We start from the raw sequence: 18,360 nt of genomic DNA, 5'->3' as shown, positions 1-18,360 counted from the left end.
GCCACGACCGACACACCCCACGCGGCGATCCATCCGAAGCTGTTCACGGCCAGCCGTCCGCCGCTCCGCGAGGTCGACCTCATCGTCTCGGGCGCGGTCCCCGACCGCGCGTCGTCATCGGTCTCGTGCGTCACCTCGGATGTAGTCTCCATGGCCGCACCATATCGGACGGGACCGGTTCCGGCAGGATGCCGGTCACACCACTCCGACGAGCTCCTCGCGCGCCCATGCTTCGAGAGTCGTCGGCGTCGTCGAGAGGACGGACCGCGGCTGCTCCGCCACGAAGCCGTCGCGGAGCCCGGTCGACATCCCCAGCACGGCCACGGCCATCGCCTCCGGCATCCCGGCGGCGCGGAGCCCCTGGCGCATCTCCTCGTCGTCGACCGCGCTGCACGGTCACCTCTCGCCCGAGCTCGGCCGTCAGGATCGCGGCCACCTCGGCCCAGCTCAGATCCGCGGGTCCGTGCACGGCCTGCACCCGCGCCCCCTCCACTCCCCGTTCAGCAGCGTGAGGGCGGCGACCTCCGCGATGTCGCGCGGCGCCACCCACGGCATCCGGAAGTCCAGCGGCAGCACGGTGGCGAGCGTCCCTCCCCGCAGTGACTCGACGTCGAGCAACAGTTGGTGAAGAAGTAGCCGCAGCGCAGATGCGTCACGTCGATGTCGAGGGCGTCGAGCGCGACCTCCGTGCCGGCCAGGCCGTCGATCTCGCCGACGCCGTGCGCTTCTCCGCCCCGACGCTGCTCTGGAACACCACGCGCCGGACGCCGTTCGCCCGGACGGCCTGCACCAGGGCCTCGGTCGCACGCGCGTAGTCGGCGAGGGCGTTCGTCGGAGATCGCCGACGGATCCACCCAGTACAGGCATCGACGTCTCGTGTCGCGGCGACGATCGCCTCGGGATCCTGCGAGTCGGCCTGCGCGATGTCGACGTACGGGCGCAGGTCGGCGGCGATGCGATCGGGGTCCCTGGTGAGCAGTAGGGGGACGGACGCCGGCGCGGATCAGCATCCGCGTGAGGTGGTGCCCGACGTGGCCGTTGGGGGTGGTGACAGCGATGCGCATGAGGGTCCTCTCGGTCGGTGTCGCTCCACGCTACGGACGGATACGGCCTGATTCCGGCCGCATCTCGCGCGATGATGGAGCCGTGGACGCCCCCTCGCACCGCACCCTCCATCTGCTGTCTCTGCTGCAGAACGGCGGCGAGTGGAGCGTGCCCGACCTCGCCGCCCGCCTCGCGGTGAGCCGCGGACGGTCCGCCGTGATGCGCAGCGCCTGCGCGACTCGGCTACGACGTGCGCTCCCGCCCCGGTCCCGCGCGGCCTACCGCCTGCGACCGGGGACGCGCATTCCGCCGCTGCTCCTGGACGCCGACGACGTCACCACGATCATCACCGGGTTGCTCGTCCTCGAAGCGTGGAGCCCGGAGGACCCGGCCGCCGCCGTCGCCGCGGGAAGATCGAAAGGTCCTCCCGCCTGGCCTCCGGCGACGGGCTGCGGCGACGGCGCTGTCCACGCAGATCCTGCGCGCGGAGCCGGCACCCGCAGAGTGGGGTGCGGTCGGGACGCTGGCCGACGCGGTCGCTCAGAGCGCTCGGGTCGCCTTCACCTATACCGACCAGCACGATCGCGCTTCGGAGCGGGTGATCGCGCCCGCATCGCCATATCTCCGCGGAGGGCGGTGGTACGTGGTCGCTTCGACATCGACCGCGACGACTGGCGGCTGTTCCGGCTCGACCGGATGCGGGAGGTGCGGGCGCTGCCGGGGGTGTTCGCGCCCCGGGAGTTCCCGTTCGCATCGGTCGAGGGAGTGGCTCACGAGCGACTTCGGCCGTTCCGGAAGCTGATCGCACGCGGCGGCGCAAGCCCCTCGCGGATGCCTTCGCTCGCCGTACCCTCGCCGCATGTTGAAGATCGTGTCGATCGTGATCCGCGTGGACGACCTCCCGGCCCAGACCGCGTTCTGAAGGCCGCCCTCGACTACGTCGAACGAGACCCCGCGGAGGACGACTGGGTCGTGCTCAGACCCCGCGACGCCGGACGCACCCTGCATCGCCCTCGACGCACACCACTCGGAGCGTGTGCTTCCGCCGCGCATCCACCTCGACATCTATGCGGAGGACCAGTCCGCGGAGGTGGAGCGCCTCGCCGGACTCGGAGCGCGGGAGGTGCACTGGGATGGCCGCCCCGACGACGCGGACTACATCATCATGGAAGACCCCGAGGGGAACCGCTTCTGCGTCGTCGACCGTCCCGACTGCGTGGGTGGAGCAACCGCGTGAGTCCGGGGTGTTCGTGCGGCCCGTTCGTGCGGTCTCCCGCGGGTGCAGAGTGCGAAAACGTCCCGGGGCGCGGCGGGTCAGGGCCGTTTCTGATCCCGTATCGCACTGAAATGGGATGCACCGGTGGGGAGTGCGAAACGTTCCGGTCGAGGCGAGATCAGGATGAGGGATGTTTCTGCGCTCGCACCGGGGTCCCGGACGGGAACCCGTGCAGATAAGGGCGGAAACGTGCCCGAGCCGGCGACGGGAGGAACGGTTCTGCGCCTGCACGGGGCTTCAGCGACGACGCATGAGGCCGTCGAGGTCGCTGAGGGCGAAGGGTCAGAGAGTATCCGGCGCGGTGGTGCGCTCGGCGGCAAGCGCGCGGCGAGCGCAGTCAGGGCCGCCCGGGACGCCGAGTAGATGATCAGCCACAGGAGCAGCAGCGCGAGAAGCGGGACGACCAGGTAGACGAGGAGGAAGAGACGGAGGTACCGGCGAACATCGCTCCAGCGTAGGGGCGGTCGTGCTCCAGCGACGGTAGGTAGAGAGGATCGCTCACCTCGTTGCGGTCAGAAGTGCAAGAACGCCCCGAATCCGGTGGCCGAAGGGACGTTCCTGCACTCTCACGCGAAAGGAGGGACGCGGCGTGGCTAGGGCGCGGGAGGCGGGCGCGGGCGGCGCGGACGAGGGCGGCATTGCTCGGAGCCTCGGAGCCGTCTGGGAGGAGGAGTGTGTCCTCCAGGCCGATCCGCGTGTCGAGGCCGAACTCCGCGGCCAGGGTCGACGGCGGGCCAGGTCGACAGCTCCTCCCCGTGCAGCAGGATCGGCAGGTCGGGCTCCTCGCGAGCACGTGCGCGATCAGACCTTCAGCGTGCGAACGGACGACGTCGGCCGCCTCCGCCGGAAGCTCCACGAGCACGCGCAGGCAGTCGCCGCGGACCGGGGAGACCCGCCACGCCTCGAGTCCCCGCCGCGTCCAGATACCCGCCTCCACGCCGATGCCCCGTCGACCCAGCGCCACGGCCACATCGTCGGCCCCGTCTTCGTGCCAGTTCACGGAGGCATAGTCGGGGAGCTCCGTCCAGCCTCCGATGGCCTCGAGCCTTCGCGACACGTCGGGCTCGGCCCAGGCCCCGGTCGTCACGCCCACGGGCACTCCCGGCGCCGCGGCGCGGACGGCCCCGAGCACCGCTGCACATCCTCGGGCGCGAGGGAGTCGCGGCCGGCGGCGTCCTTCGGGTGCACGTGGATCTCCGCAGCCCCGGCATCCGACGGCCGCCGCGGCGTCTTGAGCGACCACCGTCCTCGTCGGCGCTCAGCCACGGGTGCTCCGCGACGTCCTCTGGCGCCGTTCACACAGGCCTGCAGGATCATCCGCGCCTCACCACATGAGGTCGCGCGGGGTGCGCTTCGTTCGGCGCCACGTCCTCCGACGGCCCCTCCTCCGTGCGGACGAAGTGCTGCACCTGGCGCGCGGTCGCCGCCCCGCGGCGACCTTCACCGCCTCCTCCATCGACTCGAAGCTGCTGCCCAGCGTGTGCGACTCGCCCTGGATCCGGTTGAACCAGATGCCGTTGCGCGAGAACGTCCTCGATGTCTCCTGCGGCCATGCCCTGCCTTTCGTCTCCTCCTTTCTACGTGAGGCGACCGACAGCGAAGAGGCCCTTGACATGTCGTGTCGCGCGCCCGCGCCGACCCACCCCCTTCCGCGCATCCCGGCCCCCTGCGGACGGTCGCAAGGGGCCGGGTCGACCGCAAGGGGCCGGTTCGGGCACAGGAGGCACGCCGCTCGTCGAGCCACCCCGTTCTGTGCATCCCGGCCCCTTGCGGACGACCGGAAGGGGCCGGGTCGACGGCACAGGGCCGGGTCGAGTGTCCGACGGGATCAGGCGACGTCGAGGACCCAGGTCACGCCGAAGCGGTCCGTGAGCATGCGAAGCCGGCCGACCACGCGGAGGCGGCGAGGGGCTCGACCACCGTCGCGCCGTCGGCGAGGGCATCCCACACGGGCTGAAGCTCCGCGAGGGGACTCCGCCCGCAGCGACTGGAAGAAGGAGCGGTCGGTGATCGTCATCCGTTCTCGCGGCGGGTGGCTCCCGAGGGCGCAGCGGTGTCGTCCGCACCGGGATGTCGTACGCCATCAGCCGCACGGGTCCGTCGAGCTGCCCGAACACGACCTTGTCGAACCCGGGAACCCCCTCCGGCATCCCGAACTGCCCGTAGGTCGCCGCGGTCACCTCGCCGCCGAAGACCGACCCGTAGAAGTCGAGCGCCTCCCGAGCCGTGCCGCGGAAGTTGAGGTGGGTGGTGGTCGTGAGAGTCATGGTGTCCTCCGTGTCCCGGCCCCGCGATCGGGCCGTGTGACCCCACCCTCACAGCAGTAGAGGTCTGTTTCTGTCCGCTTCCCCACACAGAATGGAGCCATGACCGGAAGCTCCTCGCGCATGCTCGCATTGCTGTCCCTGCTGCAGGCGACACGGGACTGGCCGGGCGGGGAACTCGCCGACCGTCTCGGCGTCACACCCAGGACGGTGCGCCGCGACGTCGATCGACTGCGCGCGCTCGGCTACCGCATCGGATCCAGCAAGGGCCCGTACGGCGGCTACCGCCTCGAAGCGGGATCGGATATGCCGCCGCTGCTGTTCGACGACGATCAGGCCGTGGCGATCGCCGTGGCCCTGCAGAGTGCGAGCGCGACCGGGTCGAAGTCACCGAGGCCGCACAGCGTGCACTCGCGACCGTGCGCCAGGTGATGCCCTCACGCCTGCGCCACCGGATCGACGGCATCCGCTTCACCGGCGCACCGGCCGAGATCCGCGTGGACCCGGCCGTGCTGGAGGCGGCGAGCGCGGCCGTGCGCGACCGACAGGTGCTCCGATTCGACTACGGCTCCGCACGGGACCGCCCGCCCCGGCGCACGGAGCCCCATGCCGTCGTGGCGCGGGAAGGCCGCTGGTACCTGCTGGCCTGGGACCTCGACGCGGCCGACTGGCGCACGTACCGCCTCGATCGACTGCGGCCCCGCACGCCGACCGGGCCCTCCTTCACGCCGCGGCCTCTCCCCGCCGCGAACGCGCAGACACTCCTCGCCGCGCGCGCCAAGGGCTCGACGACCGAGGATCGCTGGCCGTGCACGGGCGAGGTGGACCTCGACCTGCCCGCGCGGGAGGTGATGCCGTGGGTCGGCGACGGCGAGGTGGTGCCCCTGTCGGACGGCTCGTGCCGCCTTATGGTCGGCTCCTGGTCGTGGACGGGTGTGCTCGCCGCGGTGGCCCGGTTCGACGCACCGTTCACGGTGGTCGGGCCCGAGGCGCTGCGCGAGGCGGCGGGGATGCTGGCGCAGCGGTTCGCGGCAGCGCACTCCTCCTCCTGACGCTGCCCTGTGGGGGAGTTATCCAGAACGTTCGGGGAGCTCCGTCCACCCGGCCTCGCAATGTCGCCGAGCGATGGTTCACTGGACCCACGAATCCAAGAACTAGTAGTTCTACTACTTTGGATCTACCCTGAGGAGATGGGCACCGTGTCGAAGACCGAACTGAATCAGCAGACCGCGCGGGTGCTGGCGCGCGTCACCGCCGGAGAGCACCTGACGGTGACAGACCGCGGGCGCCCGATCGCCGAGTTGTCGCCGCCCGCCGAGACGGCCTGGACGCGCATGATCGTCAACGGGCGGGTGACGCTGCCCCGCGCGAACGGTCCGCTCCGCCACGCCCCCGTGCCGGACTCGCTGTCCGTGACGGAGATCCTCGGCGAGCTTCGGGCCGACGGTCGTGATCTACCTCGACACCTCAGCGGCCGCGAAGGCACTCATCGAGGAAGAGGGGTCGGAAGCGGTCGTCCGCGCCTTCGCGAACGGCAGCGAGTTCGTCTCTTCGCGCCTCCTCGCCGTGGAACTGCACGCGATCGCAGACCGCCGTTCCCTCGACCGCGCAGCCGTCGTCGATCTCCTCGACCGCGTCGCGCTCGTCTCCGTCGACGACGAAACGCTGACCGCGGCCATCCAGGCAGGCTCAGGGCTCCGCGCTCTGGATGCTCTCCACCTCGCCGCCGCGCTCGAACTCGGCGACGTGGTCACTGCGCTCCTCACCTTCGACCGTGAGCTGGCGGCCGCAGCACGCGCACAGGGCCTGAGCCTCGCCGAGCTGCCATGACGCCGCCTTCCCACCCCGACGCCGTGCGACTGCGCGCACGATGAGAACGGCCCCGACCGCGCCGGTAGACTGAACACGCCCCGCCGGCCCCTTCCTTTGGAGTGCGCGTGACCACCGCCCCTGCACCTTCCCCCCAGCACGTCCCCGACTCCGTCGAGAACGCGATCGCGACGCCCGAGAAGGAGCAGCCGTACGGCGCCCTCGGGCTCAAGGACGACGAGTACGCGCGCATCAAGGAGATCCTCGGCCGCCGCCCCACCTCGGGCGAGCTGGCGATGTACTCGGTGATGTGTCGGAGCACTGCTCCTACAAGTCGAGCAAGAACTACCTGCGCCGCTTCGGCCAGAAGGTCTCCGACGAGATGAAGGAACGCCTGATGGTCGGCATGGGCCAGAACGCGGGCGTCGTCGACGTCGGCGAGGGCTGGGCCGTCACCTTCAAGGCCGAGTCGCACAACCACCCGTCGTTCATCGAGCCCTTCCAGGGCGCGGCGACCGGTGTCGGCGGCATCGTCCGCGACATCATCTCGATGGGCGCCCGCCCCGTCGCGGTCATGGACGCCCTGCGCTTCGGCGCGATCGACCACCCGGACACCGCCCGCGTCGTGCACGGCGTGACCAGCGGCATCAGCTTCTACGGCAACTGCCTGGGCCTTCCGAACATCGGCGGCGAGACCGTCTTCGACAGCGTCTACCAGGCCAACCCGCTCGTGAACGCGCTCGCGGTGGGCGTGCTGCGCCACGAAGACCTCAAGCTCGCGAACGCCACCGGCGTCGGCAACAAGGTCGTCCTGTTCGGTGCCCGCACCGGCGGCGACGGCATCGGCGGCGCGAGCATCCTGGCCTCCGACACGTTCGCCGACGGCGGCCCCACGAAGCGCCCCGCGGTGCAGGTGGGAGACCCGTTCGCCGAGAAGGTGCTCATCGAGTGCTGCCTGGAGCTGTACCGCGGCGAGCTCGTCGAGGCGATCCAGGACCTCGGCGCCGCCGGCATCTCGTGCGCGACGAGCGAGCTCGCGGCCAACGGCAACAGCGGTATGAAGGTCTCCCTCGACAACGTGCTGCTGCGCGACCCCACGCTCACGGCCGAGGAGATCCTCATGTCGGAGTCGCAGGAGCGCATGATGGCGATCGTCGCCCCGAGAAGCTCGACGCCTTCCTGGCCGTCGTGAACAAGTGGGAGGTCGAGACCTCCGTGCTCGGCGAGGTCACCGGAGACGGACCGCCTCATCATCGACTGGCAGGGCGAGCGCATCGTCGACGTCGACCCCTCGACCGTCGCGGTCGACGGCCCCGTCTACGACCGTCCGTCGCCTACCCGACGTGGATCGACGCCCTGCAGGCGGACGCCGCCGAGAACCTGCCGCGGGCAAACGACCGGAGACGCTCCGCGAACAGTTCCTCGCCCTCGTCGCCTCCCCGAACCTCGCGGACACGAGCTGGATCACGAACCAGTACGACTACTACGTGCTCGGCAACACGGCCCTGAGCTTCCCCGACGACGCCGCATGATCCGCGTGGACGAGGAATCCGGCCTGGGCTTCGCGGTCTCGACGGACGCCAATGGCCGCTACTGCCAGCTCGACCCCTATGCGGGCGCGCAGCTCGCGCTCGCCGAGGCTACCGGAACGTCGCCGTCACCGGCGCCGTGCCGACCGCGATCACCGACTGCCTGAACTTCGGCTCCCCCGAGAACCCCGAGGTCATGTGGCAGTTCGGGCAGACCGTCGACGGCCTCGCGGACGGCTGCTACGAGCTGGGCACCCCGGTCACGGGCGGTAACGTCTCGTTCTACAACCAGACCGGTGACGTGCCGATCCACCCGACCCCGCTCGTCGGCGTGCTGGGCATCATCGACGACGTCTCCCGCGCATCCCGTCCGGCTGGCAGGACGAGGGGCAGAACATCTACCTGCTCGGCACGACTTCGACCGAGCTGTCCGGCTCCGCGTGGGCCGACGTCGTGCACCAGCACCTCGGCGGCCGCCCGCCGAAGGTCGACCTCGCGGGCGAGAAGCGCCTGGCCGGCCTGCTCGCCGCGGCCCGTGACGAGTGGCTCATCTCCTCGGCGCACGACCTCTCGGAGGGTGGTCTCGCGCAGGCCCTGGCCGAGGGTGTCATGCGCTTCGGCGTCGGTGCCCGCGTCTGGCTGAACGAGATCATCGAGCGCGACGGCGTGGACGCCGCGTCCGCCCTGTTCTCCGAGTCGACCGGCCGCGTGCTCGTGACCGTCCCCCGCGAGGACGACGTGAAGTTCCGCGGTCTCTGCGAGGGCCGCGGCTACCCGGTCGCCCGCATCGGCGTCACGGACAGCGAGCCACAGCTCGAGGTGCAGGACGTCTTCACCGTCTCGGCCGCCGAGCTCCGCCAGCGCTCGCAGGCCACGCTGCCGTCGTACTTCGGTCCGACCGTCACGGAGCCGGTGGCCTGATGAGCGGCGGACGGCCTCAGCGAGGACTACGGCGACCTCGGCGAGAAGCGCAACCGGCGCATCCGCATCATCGCGTGGACCGTCATCGTGGCACTGATCCTCGGTGGCGGCCGGCGCGACCGTGCTCACCATCCTCCTCGGCTGACCTGGCGTTACGTCGCAGATTCGCACCCGGTCGCAGGGATTCCAGGAACCCATGCGACCTCGTGCGGATCCGCGACCTCAGCGGGCGAAGAGGTAGCGGGGTCAGGGCGACGACGGAACCCGGATCGTGGGCCTCGCGGCGAGGGACTCCACGATGATGGCCCCGAGGATCGCGCGGCCGAGGCTGCTCGACCGGGGCGTCCTCCGGCAGCTGACCGTCCCGGATGCCCCCGCGGAGGCGCTCCGACAGGTACTTCTCCACCCCGAGGCTCTCCCGAGGTGCGCGCCGACCGAGGCGTCCTCGGTCGCCGCGGCCACGAGTGATCGCAGCAGCACCCCGCCCTGGGGTTTCTCGAGGATGGAGAGCACGCTCCGCAGCCAGGTCTCCACGTCGGCGGAGAGGTCTCCGGTGTCGGGCACGACGAAGTCCACGGGGATGAGTCGCCCCTCGGCCAGGCACTCCCCGATGAGCGCACCCCGCGACGGCCACCAGCGGTAGATGGTCTGCTTGCCGACCTTGGCCTCCTTGGCGATGCCTCGATCGTGAGCCGGTCGTACCCCTGATTGTGAAAGAGCCGGGCCGTCGCGTCGAGGATCGCCTCGCGGGCCGCGGTGCTGCGCACGGGGCCGCTGCGATGCTCGTTCACCATGCGTTCAGGATAGCCACAGATCCCTAGACGAGACGTGCCGTATGCTCTTTTCGTCTGAAGGAGATCACGTGGCTTCACTGCTGTTCCGTCTGGGTTCTTTCGCTGCGCGCAAAGCATGGACGGTGATCGTCTCCTGGGTGCTCATCCTCGGGCTCGGCGTCGGCGCCTTCTCACGTTCGGCGGCACGCTGAGCAACAGCTTCGACATCCCGGGCACCGCGTCCGGCGAGGTCACCGATCAGCTCGCCGACAAGCTGCGGACACCGCCGGCGGCACCGGACGGTCGTCTACCGGACGGACGACGGCGAGCCGTTCACCGACGAGCAGAAGCAGGCGATCTCCGACCTCGCAGCGAGCGCGGAGGACCTCGACGGCGTCGCCTCCGTCGTCGACCCGTTCGACGCCCAGCGGCAGCAGGACGAGCAGGCGAAGGAGTTGACAGACGGACAGGCCCAGCTCGACGACGGCCGCGCGCAGCTCGACGCCGGCCAGGCCCAGCTCGACGACGGCCGCGCCCAGCTCGAGACCGGATCACCCAGCTCGAAGGAGCGCGGGCTCAGGCCAACGCCGCCGGTGCACCGCCCGAGCAGACTGCCGCGCTCGACGCGCAGCTCGCGGAGCTGAACGCCCAGCTCGCGCAGCTCGAGGCCCAGCAGGCCACCATCGACGCGAACCGCGACGAGCTCGCCGACAGTGCGGAGCAGCTGGAGCTCGGAACGACCCTTCTCAACCTCTCGGAGGGCATCGGCGTCGTCTCGGAGGACGGCTCCACGGCGATCGTCAACGTCTCCTTCGTCGACCCGCGCCTGGAACTCGCCGAAGAGACCAAGCAGAGCACCATCGCCCACTTCCAGGACGAGGAGATCGACGGCGTCCACGGTCGACTCGGCACCGACATCGCCCAGGGTGTGCCGGAGATCTTCGGCGTCGGCGAAGCCATCGGTCTCGCGTTCGCCGCGGTCGTGCTCATCGTCATGCTCGGCTCGCTGATCGGTGCGGCCCTTCCGATCGTCACGGCCGTGGTCGGTGTCGGCTGTGGGCGTCACGGCGTCCCTCGCGTTCTCCGGCGTCGTCGACATGGCCTCGGTCACTCCCGTCCTCGGCGTGATGCTGGGGCTCGCGGTCGGCATCGACTACTCCCTCTTCATCGTGAACCGGCACCGCAAGCAGCTGCTGGCCGGGTCGCCCGTGCGCGAGTCCATCGGCCTGTCCACCGGCACCTCCGGGACCGCGGTGGTGTTCGCGGGGACCACGGTCATCGTCGCACTCCTCGCCCTCAACGTGACGGGCGTGCCGTTCCTCGGCCTCATGGGCACGGTGGGCGCGGTCTGCGTCGCCGTCGCCGTGCTCGTGGCCGTGACCCTCGCCCCGGCGATCCTCGGCCTCGTCGGCACCCGCCTGCTCGGGCCGCAAGGCGCGGGCGACCATCGGCCAGGAGCACGCGGCCGGAAAGCCCGTGCGCCGGATGTCGACGCTGCGCGCGGTCGTCACCGCCCTCGTCAGCGTCATCGCGCTGCTCGTGATCGCGATCCCCGCGATGTCGATGCGCCTCGGCCTCCCGGACGGGTCGAGCGAACCCGCCGACTCCACCAGCTACCGCGCGTTCCAGACCGTCGACGAGCAGTTCGGCGAGGGTGCGAACGGGCCGCTCCTGGTGACCGCGACCCTCGACGACGCCGTGAGCGACGACGACCTGCTGGCCACCCAGGTGACCGTGGCCGAGAAGATCGCGGAGCAGGACGACGTGGTCGCGGTCGCTCCCATCGCGACGTCGGACGACAACACGCTCCTCGCCTTCCAGGTGCTTCCTGCCGAGGGCCCGAACAGCGCCTCCACCGAGAAACTGGTGCAGGATCTGCGAGGTCTCCCCGAGATCGACGGCGGCATCACCCTCGGCGTCGCCGGGCAGGCTGCCACGAACATCGACATCTCCGAGGCCCTGGCGAGCGTGCTGCCGCTGTACCTCGTGGTCGTCGTGGGACTGTCGCTGCTCATCATGATCGTCGTGTTCCGCTCACTGCTCGTGCCGCTCATCGCCACGGGAGGGTTCGTGCTGTCGCTGTTCGCGACGTACGGGCTCATCGTCGCGGTGTTCCAGTGGGGTGGGGCGCCGACCTCATCGGGTTGCACAGCACCGGTCCGATCCTGAGCTTCCTGCCGGTGATCCTCGTCGGCATCCTGTTCGGACTGGCCATGGACTACCAGCTCTTCCTCGCGTCGGGGATGCGCGAGGCCTATGTGCACGGTGCCTCCGCGCGCGATGCCGTGGCGCAGGGCTTCCGGGCCGGGCGCTCGGTGGTCATCGCGGCCGCGCTCATCATGGTGTCGGTGTTCGGCGGGTTCGTGTTCTCGGAGTCGACCATCATCCGGTCCATCGGGTTCGGCCTCGCGTTCGGCGTGCTGCTCGACGCGTTTGTCGTGCGGATGCTGCTGATGCCCGCGCTCATGCACCTGCTCGGACGCTCGGCCTGGTGGCTGCCGAAGTGGCTCGACCGCATCATCCCGAACGTCGACATGGAGGGCGCGGCGCTGGAGCGGGATCACCCCAGCGTGCACACCGACTCCGTGCCCACCGTGGAGGCTCCGCGCACCGCGGCTGAATCGCGGTCACGCGCGGGTTCAGGCGTTCGCGCGGGTTCAGGCACCTGCTGCTGGTGTCGCCTGATGCCGCGCGGATGCCTGACCCTGCGCGAGCGTTCGCGGGCGCAGGCTGTCCCGAGAGGACAGGCAGGCGCGGGAGTTCAGGCACTTGCTGCCTGTGTCGCCTGAATCGGCGCGGACGCCTGGACCCGCGACGACGTGAGTGTCGCCGGGCCTAGAGTGGGCGGATGGATCTGCGAGCGCTGTTGGAAGAGCGTCGCGCCGAGGCCGCGGCTCGCGTCACGGCGACGGCGGCCACCCTCGCGGAGCTCATGCACGATCGCGAGGGCTCGAACGACGACGACGAGCACGACCCGGAGGGGGTGACGCTCTCGTCGGAGTGGTCGCGACTGTCGGGGCTCGCCGAGGCGGCGCAGGCGGAGCTCCGCCAGGTGGACGAGGCGCTGATGCGGATGGACGCCGGGACCTACGGCATCTGCGCGCACTGCGGCAGGCCTATCCCGCGGAGCGCCTGGAGGTACGGCCGTTCGCGGAATACTGCGTGGCCTGCGCCGAGAAGCTCGGTCGCTGACGCCGGAGTAGCATCGCGGGCATGGCCATCGCCCTCGAGAACATCGGGATCGCCGTGCGCGACCTCGACGCCACCATCGCCTTCTTCACCGACCTGGGGCTGTCCGTGGTCGGACGGGACGAGGTCAGCGGCGAGTGGGCGTCCACCGCGGTCGGACTCGACGGGAACCACGCGCGGATCGCCGCGCTGCAGACCCCGGACGGGCGCGGGCAGATCGAGCTCTTCGAGTACATCCATCCGGACGCGATCGAGACGGAGCCGACGAGGCCGAACGAGATCGGCATGCACCGGATCGCCTTCTCCGTCGACGACATCGACGCCTCCCTCGCCATCGCCGCGCGGCACGGGTTCCATCCCCTGCGCGGCGTCGCGAAACTACCGGGACATCTACCGACTGACCTACCTCCGCGGCCCCAGCGGCATCATCCTCATGCTCGCGCAGGACCTCACGAAGGCCTGAACCCGCTCGGCCGGGCACAGCTTCGGAGACCGCAGGCGACACGCCGCCGAACGGAACCTGTCGACGGCCGTGTCGGCCCGGATCTCCGAAGCTGTGCCCGGGGCAGCGGGAGGCGAGGACCTCGGCGATCTGGTCGAGCACGGCGATCGGAGCGCGCATCTCGGACGCGGGAACCGGCGGCTCACCGGTCTCGAGCATCCGGGCGAAGGCACGGACGCCGGGCTGCACGTACCCGGGACCGATCGGGATCTCCCGGCTGGCGATGCCCCGTCGGCCGACGACGGTCGCCCGGAACGGCACCTGGCGATCGCCGTCCGGCCGCACGAACTCCAGCGTGACGGGCACCCCGTCGACCCGGTAGCGGGCGACGACACCCGCGGGCAGGAACTGCACCTCGACGTCCTCCGCGATGCCGCGCCGCAGAACCTGGGCGAGATCGGCGATGTGGATGCCCGTAGAAGAAGATGCCGCTGTACGGGCTGTCCGGATCGGCAGGTCCCGTGACGGTGACCGCCTGACCTCCCCGATGCGGCCGGCCTCCGCCACGAGCTCCGCGGTGTCGGCGAGCCAGCGGAGCGTGGACGATGAGGTGACGGGCGCCTGCCCACCCTGCGCGGCGGCGAGGATCGCGTCGGCATCGGCGACCGCTGCTGCGAGGGGCTTGTCGACCCAGACCGGCACCCCGGCTTCCAGGAAGGGGACGGCGATGGCGCGATGATCGGCACCGTCGCGGGCGGTCACGATGAGCGCATCCACCGTGCCGAGGAGCGCGCCCGCCTCGTCGACGACGCGTTCGATGCCGCCGAGCGCGGCCAGTTCCCGCGTGCGCTCCGGCTCCCCTGCCACGAGGGCCGTGATCCGCACGGGCACGTCCGGGGCCTCGACGTTGAGGAAGCGGACGATCTCCGTGGCGTGGCTGTTCTCGATCCCGACGATGCCGACGCTCTTCATGCGGCCGCCCTCCCTCTCGTGCGGGCCCCCGGCGACCCGCCGTCGCGCAGTAGGCTGAACCCATCATGGACGAGTTCATCCGGGGCTTCTGGAACTTCGCGGGTGACTACTGGTGGCTCATCTTCCGATCATGGGCATGGCGGCGGCGCCGCCAAGGCCTGGGAGCGCAGCTCCAAGCGTCGGCACGAGCGCCGGCTGGAGACGCTGCGTATGAAGGCGCAGCTGAAGACGGCCGAGATCGAGGCGCGCGCGGCCGGACGGCAGGCGAAGCGCCAGGGTCCTACCGTGGTCGACACGACCGGCGCCGGTGGCGCCCGACGACCTGCTCGCCCGCCTCTTCGCGAGCATGACGAGATCACCGCGCGCTGGCTCGACTACGAGCTCGACGTCGCCAAGCTGATCGCCTTCCCCGCGATGAGCGACGGCCGCCAGCCGCTGACGGCCGCCTTCCTCCGCGCGAAGAAGACCGCGGACGCGCTGCGTCCGGCCTCCGCCGACGCGACGCTCTCGGAGCAGCAGATCGCGGAGTACCTGCAGGCCGTCGGCGACTACGCCGTCGCGTTCGAGATCGCGGAGAAGGACGCCCGTCGGCTGCGCGACTCGACGTTCACCGAGGCCGAGCGCAAGCGCCTCGACCGTGCGCAGCAGCTCTCAAGGTCGCCGTGGACGAGTCGGCGACGCAGTCCGAGCGGAACATCGCGTACAAGCGGGTGCGCGAGGAGCTCGACGGCCTCATCCTGCTCTCCGACGAGGCCGTGACCGTGCTCGAGAAGCAGGTGGCGAAGGAGCTTCCGTCCGCCCGTGCCGCAGCGGCGGATCATGACGGCCCCGTTCCGGAGCCGCTGCCCGTGACCGACCCGCGGCGGACGGCGGAGAGCGCATGACTCCCGAGAACGTGACCGGCCCGGTCGCCGTCCACGCCGAAGCCCCGGTCTGGTGGCCCGGGTGGGGCGGGCTGCGCTGGGTCGACGGAGACGCGGGCGACCTGCTCACCTCCGCGGCGACGATATCGTCCGCCAGCACGTCGACGACGAGTACCTCGCGTTCTTCCGTCCGCGGACGTCCGGGGGCTTCGTGGCGGTGGGCGCGCGTACCCTGTACCTCGCCGACGGCCCGACACGGAGGCCCGTCCCGTCGCGACCCTGCTCGACGACGGCGCGGTGCGCATGAACGACGGCTGCTGCGACCCGCGAGGGCGACTTCTGGCCGGATCGATGTCCACGGACTCCACCGAGGGTGCAGGGACCGTGCTGCGCATCGACGCCGCGCTCGACGTGACCACGGTGCTCCCCCGCGTGACCTCGTCCAACGGGGTCAGCTACTCCCCCGACGGCCGCCGCGTCTACTACGTGGACACCGACACCGGCCGGATCGACGTGTTCGACGTGGCCGAGGGCGACCTCCGCGGACGCCGGGTGTTCGCGCACATCCCGAAGACGACGGCGTGCCCGACGGCCTCACGGTCGCCGCGGACGGCAGCGTCTGGGTCGCGCTGTGGGGCGGGAGCCGTGTGCGCGGGTTCGAGCCGTCCGGGGCCGTGCGCGAGGACATCGTGCTGCCGGTGCCCCAGGTCAGTGCCTGCACGTTCGGCGGCGACGACCTCGGCACGCTCTTCATCACGACCTCCGCGCAGGGCCTGCCGCCCGATCACGGCACTGCCGCGGGGTCGGTCTTCGCGGTGCGTCCCGGGGTGCACGGCCTCCCGGTCCTCCCCTTCGCCGGCTGACCCTCGCGCGGGTTCAGGCGCTCGCGCGACATCAGGCACCTTTCCCCTCCACCCGCCTGAGCCGGCGCGGATGCCTGTGGCCGTGGGGTGCCCGGGAGAGGCCTCTACCCGGGACACGGTTGCACTCAGCGAAAGGAACCGTGCCCCGGGCACAGGCCTCACCCGAGCCGGACCCGCTCCGTGCGCTGGTGCTGACGGCCGAGCCGCTCGATCTCGATGGTCATCTCGTCGCCGTCCTGCAGATAGGGGAAGCGCCCGGACAGCGCGACGCCCTGCGGGGTGCCGGTGTTGATGACGTCTCCTGGTTCGAGCACGAGGTAGTGGCTGAGCTCGTGCACGAGCTGCAGCACGGGGAAGATCATGTCGGCGGTGGAGGAGTCCTGCCGCGGCTCGCCGTTCACGAAGGACCGCAGGCGCAGCGCCTGGGGGTCGACCTCGTCGGCGGGCACCAGCGCGGGGCCGAGGGGGTTGAACGTCTCGGAGCACTTCCCCTTCGACCACTGTCCGCCGGAGACCTCGAGCTGATACGCCCGCTCGGACACGTCGTTCGAGATGGTGTAGCCGGCGATCACGTCGCGCGCGGCCTCGACGGAGGGCAGATACCGCGCCGTGCGGCCGATGACGACCGCGAGCTCGACCTCCCAGTCGACCTTCTCGGCGCCCGGCGGCAGGGAGCACGACGTCGTCCGGGCCCACGACAGTGTTCGGGTGCTTGAAGAACACCACCGGGTGCGCGGGCGGCTCGGCGCCCGACTCCGCCGCGTGCGCCGCGTAGTTCTGGCCGATGCAGATCACGGCGGTCGGCCGCGCCACGGGGGCGCCGACGCGCAGCCGGCGGTCTCCGCCTCCGGGAGTGCGCCGTCTGCCATTGCCGCGCGCACGCGGGCGATGCCGTCCGCGGCGAGGAAGGCGCCGTCGATGTCGCGGGTCAGGGATCCGAGATCGCGCACCACGCCCTCGTCATCGCGGACGTAGGGGCGCTCGTGGCCGATCTCGCCGAGTCGCAGCAGTTCCATGAGGGTCCTCTCAGCGCGCGGCGGCGAAGCTCGGGTTGACGATGGGTACGGCCTCGCCGGCGAGCGAGCGGATCACGTTCTCGGCGGCGTGCACGGGAAGATCCGCCAGGGCCCTCCGGGGAGTACCAGGCGGCGTGCGGCGTGAGGAGCACGGTGTCGAGCGCCCGCAGCGGGGAGGTCGCGGGGAGGGGCTCCTCCGCGAAGACGTCGAGGGCGGCACCGGCGAGCCGCCCGTCGCGGAGCGCCGCGGCCAGGGCGTCCTCGTCGATGAGCGGGCCGCGGCAGGTGTTCACGATCACGGCGTCGCGCTTCATCGTCGCCAGGGCCGCGGCGTCGATCAGGTGGCGGGTCTCGTCCGTCAGCGGCACGTGCAGCGTGAGGATGTCGGCGCGGGCGATCGCCGAGGGGATGTCGACGGGCTCGCAGCCCGCGTCGCTCACGGCGTCGTCGGAAGCGTAGGGGTCGGCGACGAGCACGCGGAAGCCGAGCGCCCGGCACCCGCGGGCGACGATCGATCCGATGCGCCCGAACCCGAGCACCGACACGGTGGTGGAGGACGGCCTCACGGCGAGCGGCCGGGCGTCGACGGCCTTCCAGACGCCGTCGCGCACGGCCCGGTCGTAGGCGGAGAGGCCGCGGGCCTGGGTCAGATCATCGCGACGGTGTGCGCGGCGACCTCTTCGATGCAGTAGCTCGGCGTGTTCGCGACGGCGATGCCGCGGGCCGTGGCGGCCTCGACGTCGATCATGTCGTAGCCGATGCCGACCCGGCTGATGAAACGGAGGTTCGGCAGGCGGTCCATGAGGGGGCCGTCGATGCGCGCCCACTGCACGACCAGCGCTTCGGCGTCGGCTCCGGCGGCGGCGATGTCGTCCGGACTCCCGGAGGCGGCCCGTTCGGCACGGAGGCCGGCGGCCCGGAGGGTGTCTTCGATGACGATTCCCGGGAGGTCGCAGTCGGTGACGAGGATGAGCGGCGCGGTCATGAATGCGATGCTATAGCATCTAGCAAGCTGGCGTACAGCCGCTGTCCCGAGACCGCTTCTTGCTATAGCGTTTAGGCATGACTGTTCGCCGCGCACTCGTCACGGGCGCCAGTTCCGGCATCGGAACCGCCGCCGCCCTCGAACTCGCCCGCGAGGGCGTCGCCCTCTGGATCACCTACGCCGGACGCGAGGCCGAAGCCGTCCGCGTGGCTGAGGAGTGCCGTGCCGCCGGTTCCCCGGACGTCCACGTGTCGCGCCTCGACCTCCGCGAACCGGACTCCATCGCCGCCCTCATCGCCGAGGTCACGGACGCCTGGGGCGACCTGCACGTCCTCGTCAACAACGCGGCGTGTGCCCGTACACCCCGTATCCCGAGATCGACATCGAGGAGTGGGACTTCGTCCTGGAGACGAA

Annotated in this window: 14 protein-coding genes and 8 pseudogenes; 12 read left to right on the top strand and 10 right to left on the bottom strand. The window is 71.0% G+C overall.

Going from position 1 to position 18,360, the window contains the following annotated elements:
- Positions 1-195 precede the first annotated feature (195 nt).
- The 3 genes from AB1285_RS19890 to AB1285_RS19880 all read right to left on the bottom strand — a co-directional run bounded on the left by AB1285_RS19890 (position 196) and on the right by AB1285_RS19880 (position 925).
- Positions 196-369, bottom strand: coding sequence for a hypothetical protein (locus AB1285_RS19890; RefSeq protein ID WP_429977725.1), 174 nt, complete (start codon positions 367-369; stop codon positions 196-198).
- Between the two features lie 78 nt (positions 370-447).
- Positions 448-618 (bottom strand): hypothetical protein, encoded by a 171-nt coding sequence (locus AB1285_RS19885; RefSeq protein ID WP_429977724.1) that lies wholly within the window; start codon positions 616-618, stop codon positions 448-450.
- A gap of 34 nt (positions 619-652) precedes the next feature.
- Positions 653-925, bottom strand: coding sequence for an NAD(P)H-binding protein (locus AB1285_RS19880; protein ID WP_429977727.1), 273 nt, complete (start codon positions 923-925; stop codon positions 653-655).
- 369 nt (positions 926-1,294) lie between these two features.
- On the opposite strand from AB1285_RS19880, the gene AB1285_RS19875 reads away from it, so the two are divergent.
- Together AB1285_RS19875 and AB1285_RS19870 are read left to right on the top strand one after the other, a co-directional pair.
- The gene (locus AB1285_RS19875; RefSeq protein ID WP_429977723.1) at positions 1,295-1,846 is read left to right on the top strand and encodes a WYL domain-containing protein; all 552 of its coding nucleotides are present in this window, start codon (positions 1,295-1,297) and stop codon (positions 1,844-1,846) included.
- A gap of 234 nt (positions 1,847-2,080) precedes the next feature.
- On the top strand, positions 2,081-2,281 hold the full coding sequence (locus AB1285_RS19870; protein ID WP_429977722.1) for a VOC family protein: 201 nt from the start codon (positions 2,081-2,083) through the stop codon (positions 2,279-2,281).
- A gap of 406 nt (positions 2,282-2,687) precedes the next feature.
- On the opposite strand, the gene AB1285_RS19865 is transcribed toward AB1285_RS19870, so the two are convergent.
- Together AB1285_RS19865 and AB1285_RS19860 are read right to left on the bottom strand one after the other, a co-directional pair.
- Positions 2,688-3,113 (bottom strand): 3-keto-5-aminohexanoate cleavage protein, encoded by a 426-nt coding sequence (locus AB1285_RS19865; protein WP_429977726.1) that lies wholly within the window; start codon positions 3,111-3,113, stop codon positions 2,688-2,690.
- 290 nt (positions 3,114-3,403) lie between these two features.
- Entirely contained in the window at positions 3,404-3,586 is a 183-nt protein-coding gene (locus AB1285_RS19860) for a hypothetical protein (RefSeq protein WP_429977728.1), read from the bottom strand.
- A gap of 1,100 nt (positions 3,587-4,686) precedes the next feature.
- Here AB1285_RS19860 and AB1285_RS19855 point away from each other — a divergent pair.
- From AB1285_RS19855 to purL, 4 genes and pseudogenes are all read left to right on the top strand, one after another.
- Positions 4,687-5,636, top strand: a pseudogene (locus AB1285_RS19855) (helix-turn-helix transcriptional regulator).
- 60 nt (positions 5,637-5,696) lie between these two features.
- Positions 5,697-5,891, top strand: a pseudogene (locus AB1285_RS19850) (type II toxin-antitoxin system Phd/YefM family antitoxin); the annotation flags it as partial.
- 142 nt (positions 5,892-6,033) lie between these two features.
- Positions 6,034-6,414 carry a PIN domain-containing protein gene (locus AB1285_RS19845; protein WP_370428116.1) on the top strand — a complete coding sequence of 127 codons (381 nt, stop codon included), beginning with the start codon at positions 6,034-6,036 and terminating at the stop codon, positions 6,412-6,414.
- Between the two features lie 107 nt (positions 6,415-6,521).
- A pseudogene (gene purL, locus AB1285_RS19840) lies at positions 6,522-8,843 on the top strand (phosphoribosylformylglycinamidine synthase subunit PurL).
- A gap of 246 nt (positions 8,844-9,089) precedes the next feature.
- Here the strand turns inward: purL and AB1285_RS19835 are convergent.
- Positions 9,090-9,419 carry a TetR-like C-terminal domain-containing protein gene (locus tag AB1285_RS19835; protein WP_429977721.1) on the bottom strand — a complete coding sequence of 110 codons (330 nt, stop codon included), beginning with the start codon at positions 9,417-9,419 and terminating at the stop codon, positions 9,090-9,092.
- A 286-nt stretch (positions 9,420-9,705) separates the two neighbouring features.
- Here AB1285_RS19835 and AB1285_RS19830 point away from each other — a divergent pair.
- Together AB1285_RS19830 and AB1285_RS19825 are read left to right on the top strand one after the other, a co-directional pair.
- Positions 9,706-12,405 (top strand): annotated as a pseudogene (locus AB1285_RS19830) (MMPL family transporter).
- 424 nt (positions 12,406-12,829) lie between these two features.
- Positions 12,830-13,268 (top strand): annotated as a pseudogene (locus AB1285_RS19825) (VOC family protein).
- Positions 13,269-13,883: 615 nt separating this feature from the next.
- Here AB1285_RS19825 and AB1285_RS19820 read toward each other — a convergent pair.
- Positions 13,884-14,219, bottom strand: a pseudogene (locus AB1285_RS19820) (Gfo/Idh/MocA family oxidoreductase); the annotation flags it as partial.
- Positions 14,220-14,321: 102 nt separating this feature from the next.
- On the opposite strand from AB1285_RS19820, the gene AB1285_RS19815 reads away from it, so the two are divergent.
- From AB1285_RS19815 to AB1285_RS19805, 3 genes and pseudogenes are all read left to right on the top strand, one after another.
- On the top strand, positions 14,322-14,978 hold the full coding sequence (locus AB1285_RS19815; protein WP_429977720.1) for a hypothetical protein: 657 nt from the start codon (positions 14,322-14,324) through the stop codon (positions 14,976-14,978).
- On the top strand, positions 14,930-15,103 hold the full coding sequence (locus AB1285_RS19810) for a hypothetical protein (protein ID WP_429977719.1): 174 nt from the start codon (positions 14,930-14,932) through the stop codon (positions 15,101-15,103). Before AB1285_RS19815 ends, AB1285_RS19810 begins: the two co-directional genes overlap by 49 nt.
- Positions 15,104-15,385: 282 nt before the next feature.
- Positions 15,386-15,945: pseudogene (locus tag AB1285_RS19805) on the top strand (SMP-30/gluconolactonase/LRE family protein).
- Between the two features lie 158 nt (positions 15,946-16,103).
- On the opposite strand, the pseudogene AB1285_RS19800 reads toward AB1285_RS19805, so the two are convergent.
- The 3 genes and pseudogenes from AB1285_RS19800 to AB1285_RS19790 all read right to left on the bottom strand — a co-directional run bounded on the left by AB1285_RS19800 (position 16,104) and on the right by AB1285_RS19790 (position 17,946).
- Positions 16,104-16,961, bottom strand: a pseudogene (locus tag AB1285_RS19800) (fumarylacetoacetate hydrolase family protein).
- The gene (locus AB1285_RS19795; protein ID WP_429977718.1) at positions 16,874-17,572 is read right to left on the bottom strand and encodes an NAD(P)-dependent oxidoreductase; all 699 of its coding nucleotides are present in this window, start codon (positions 17,570-17,572) and stop codon (positions 16,874-16,876) included. Before AB1285_RS19795 ends, AB1285_RS19800 begins: the two are co-directional and overlap by 88 nt.
- A 35-nt stretch (positions 17,573-17,607) precedes the next feature.
- Positions 17,608-17,946 carry a hypothetical protein gene (locus AB1285_RS19790; RefSeq protein WP_429977717.1) on the bottom strand — a complete coding sequence of 113 codons (339 nt, stop codon included), beginning with the start codon at positions 17,944-17,946 and terminating at the stop codon, positions 17,608-17,610.
- Between the two features lie 77 nt (positions 17,947-18,023).
- Here AB1285_RS19790 and AB1285_RS19785 point away from each other — a divergent pair.
- The coding region (locus tag AB1285_RS19785) for an SDR family NAD(P)-dependent oxidoreductase (RefSeq protein ID WP_429977716.1) at positions 18,024-18,360 on the top strand (337 nt) is incomplete at its 3' end.

Source organism: Microbacterium sp. NRRL B-14842, assembly GCF_050470785.1.
Note: the sequence above shows the minus strand (reverse complement) of the source record. Positions and strands in the feature narration are given on the sequence as shown.

Bases quoted from the DNA above. Each gene is read 5' to 3' on its own strand.
- AB1285_RS19890 (WP_429977725.1), bottom strand. From the start codon at position 369: ATGCGCCAGGGGCTCCGCGCCGCCGGGATGCCGGAGGCGATGGCCGTG.
- AB1285_RS19790 (WP_429977717.1), bottom strand. From the start codon at position 17,946: ATGACCGCGCCGCTCATCCTCGTCACCGACTGCGACCTCCCGGGAATC.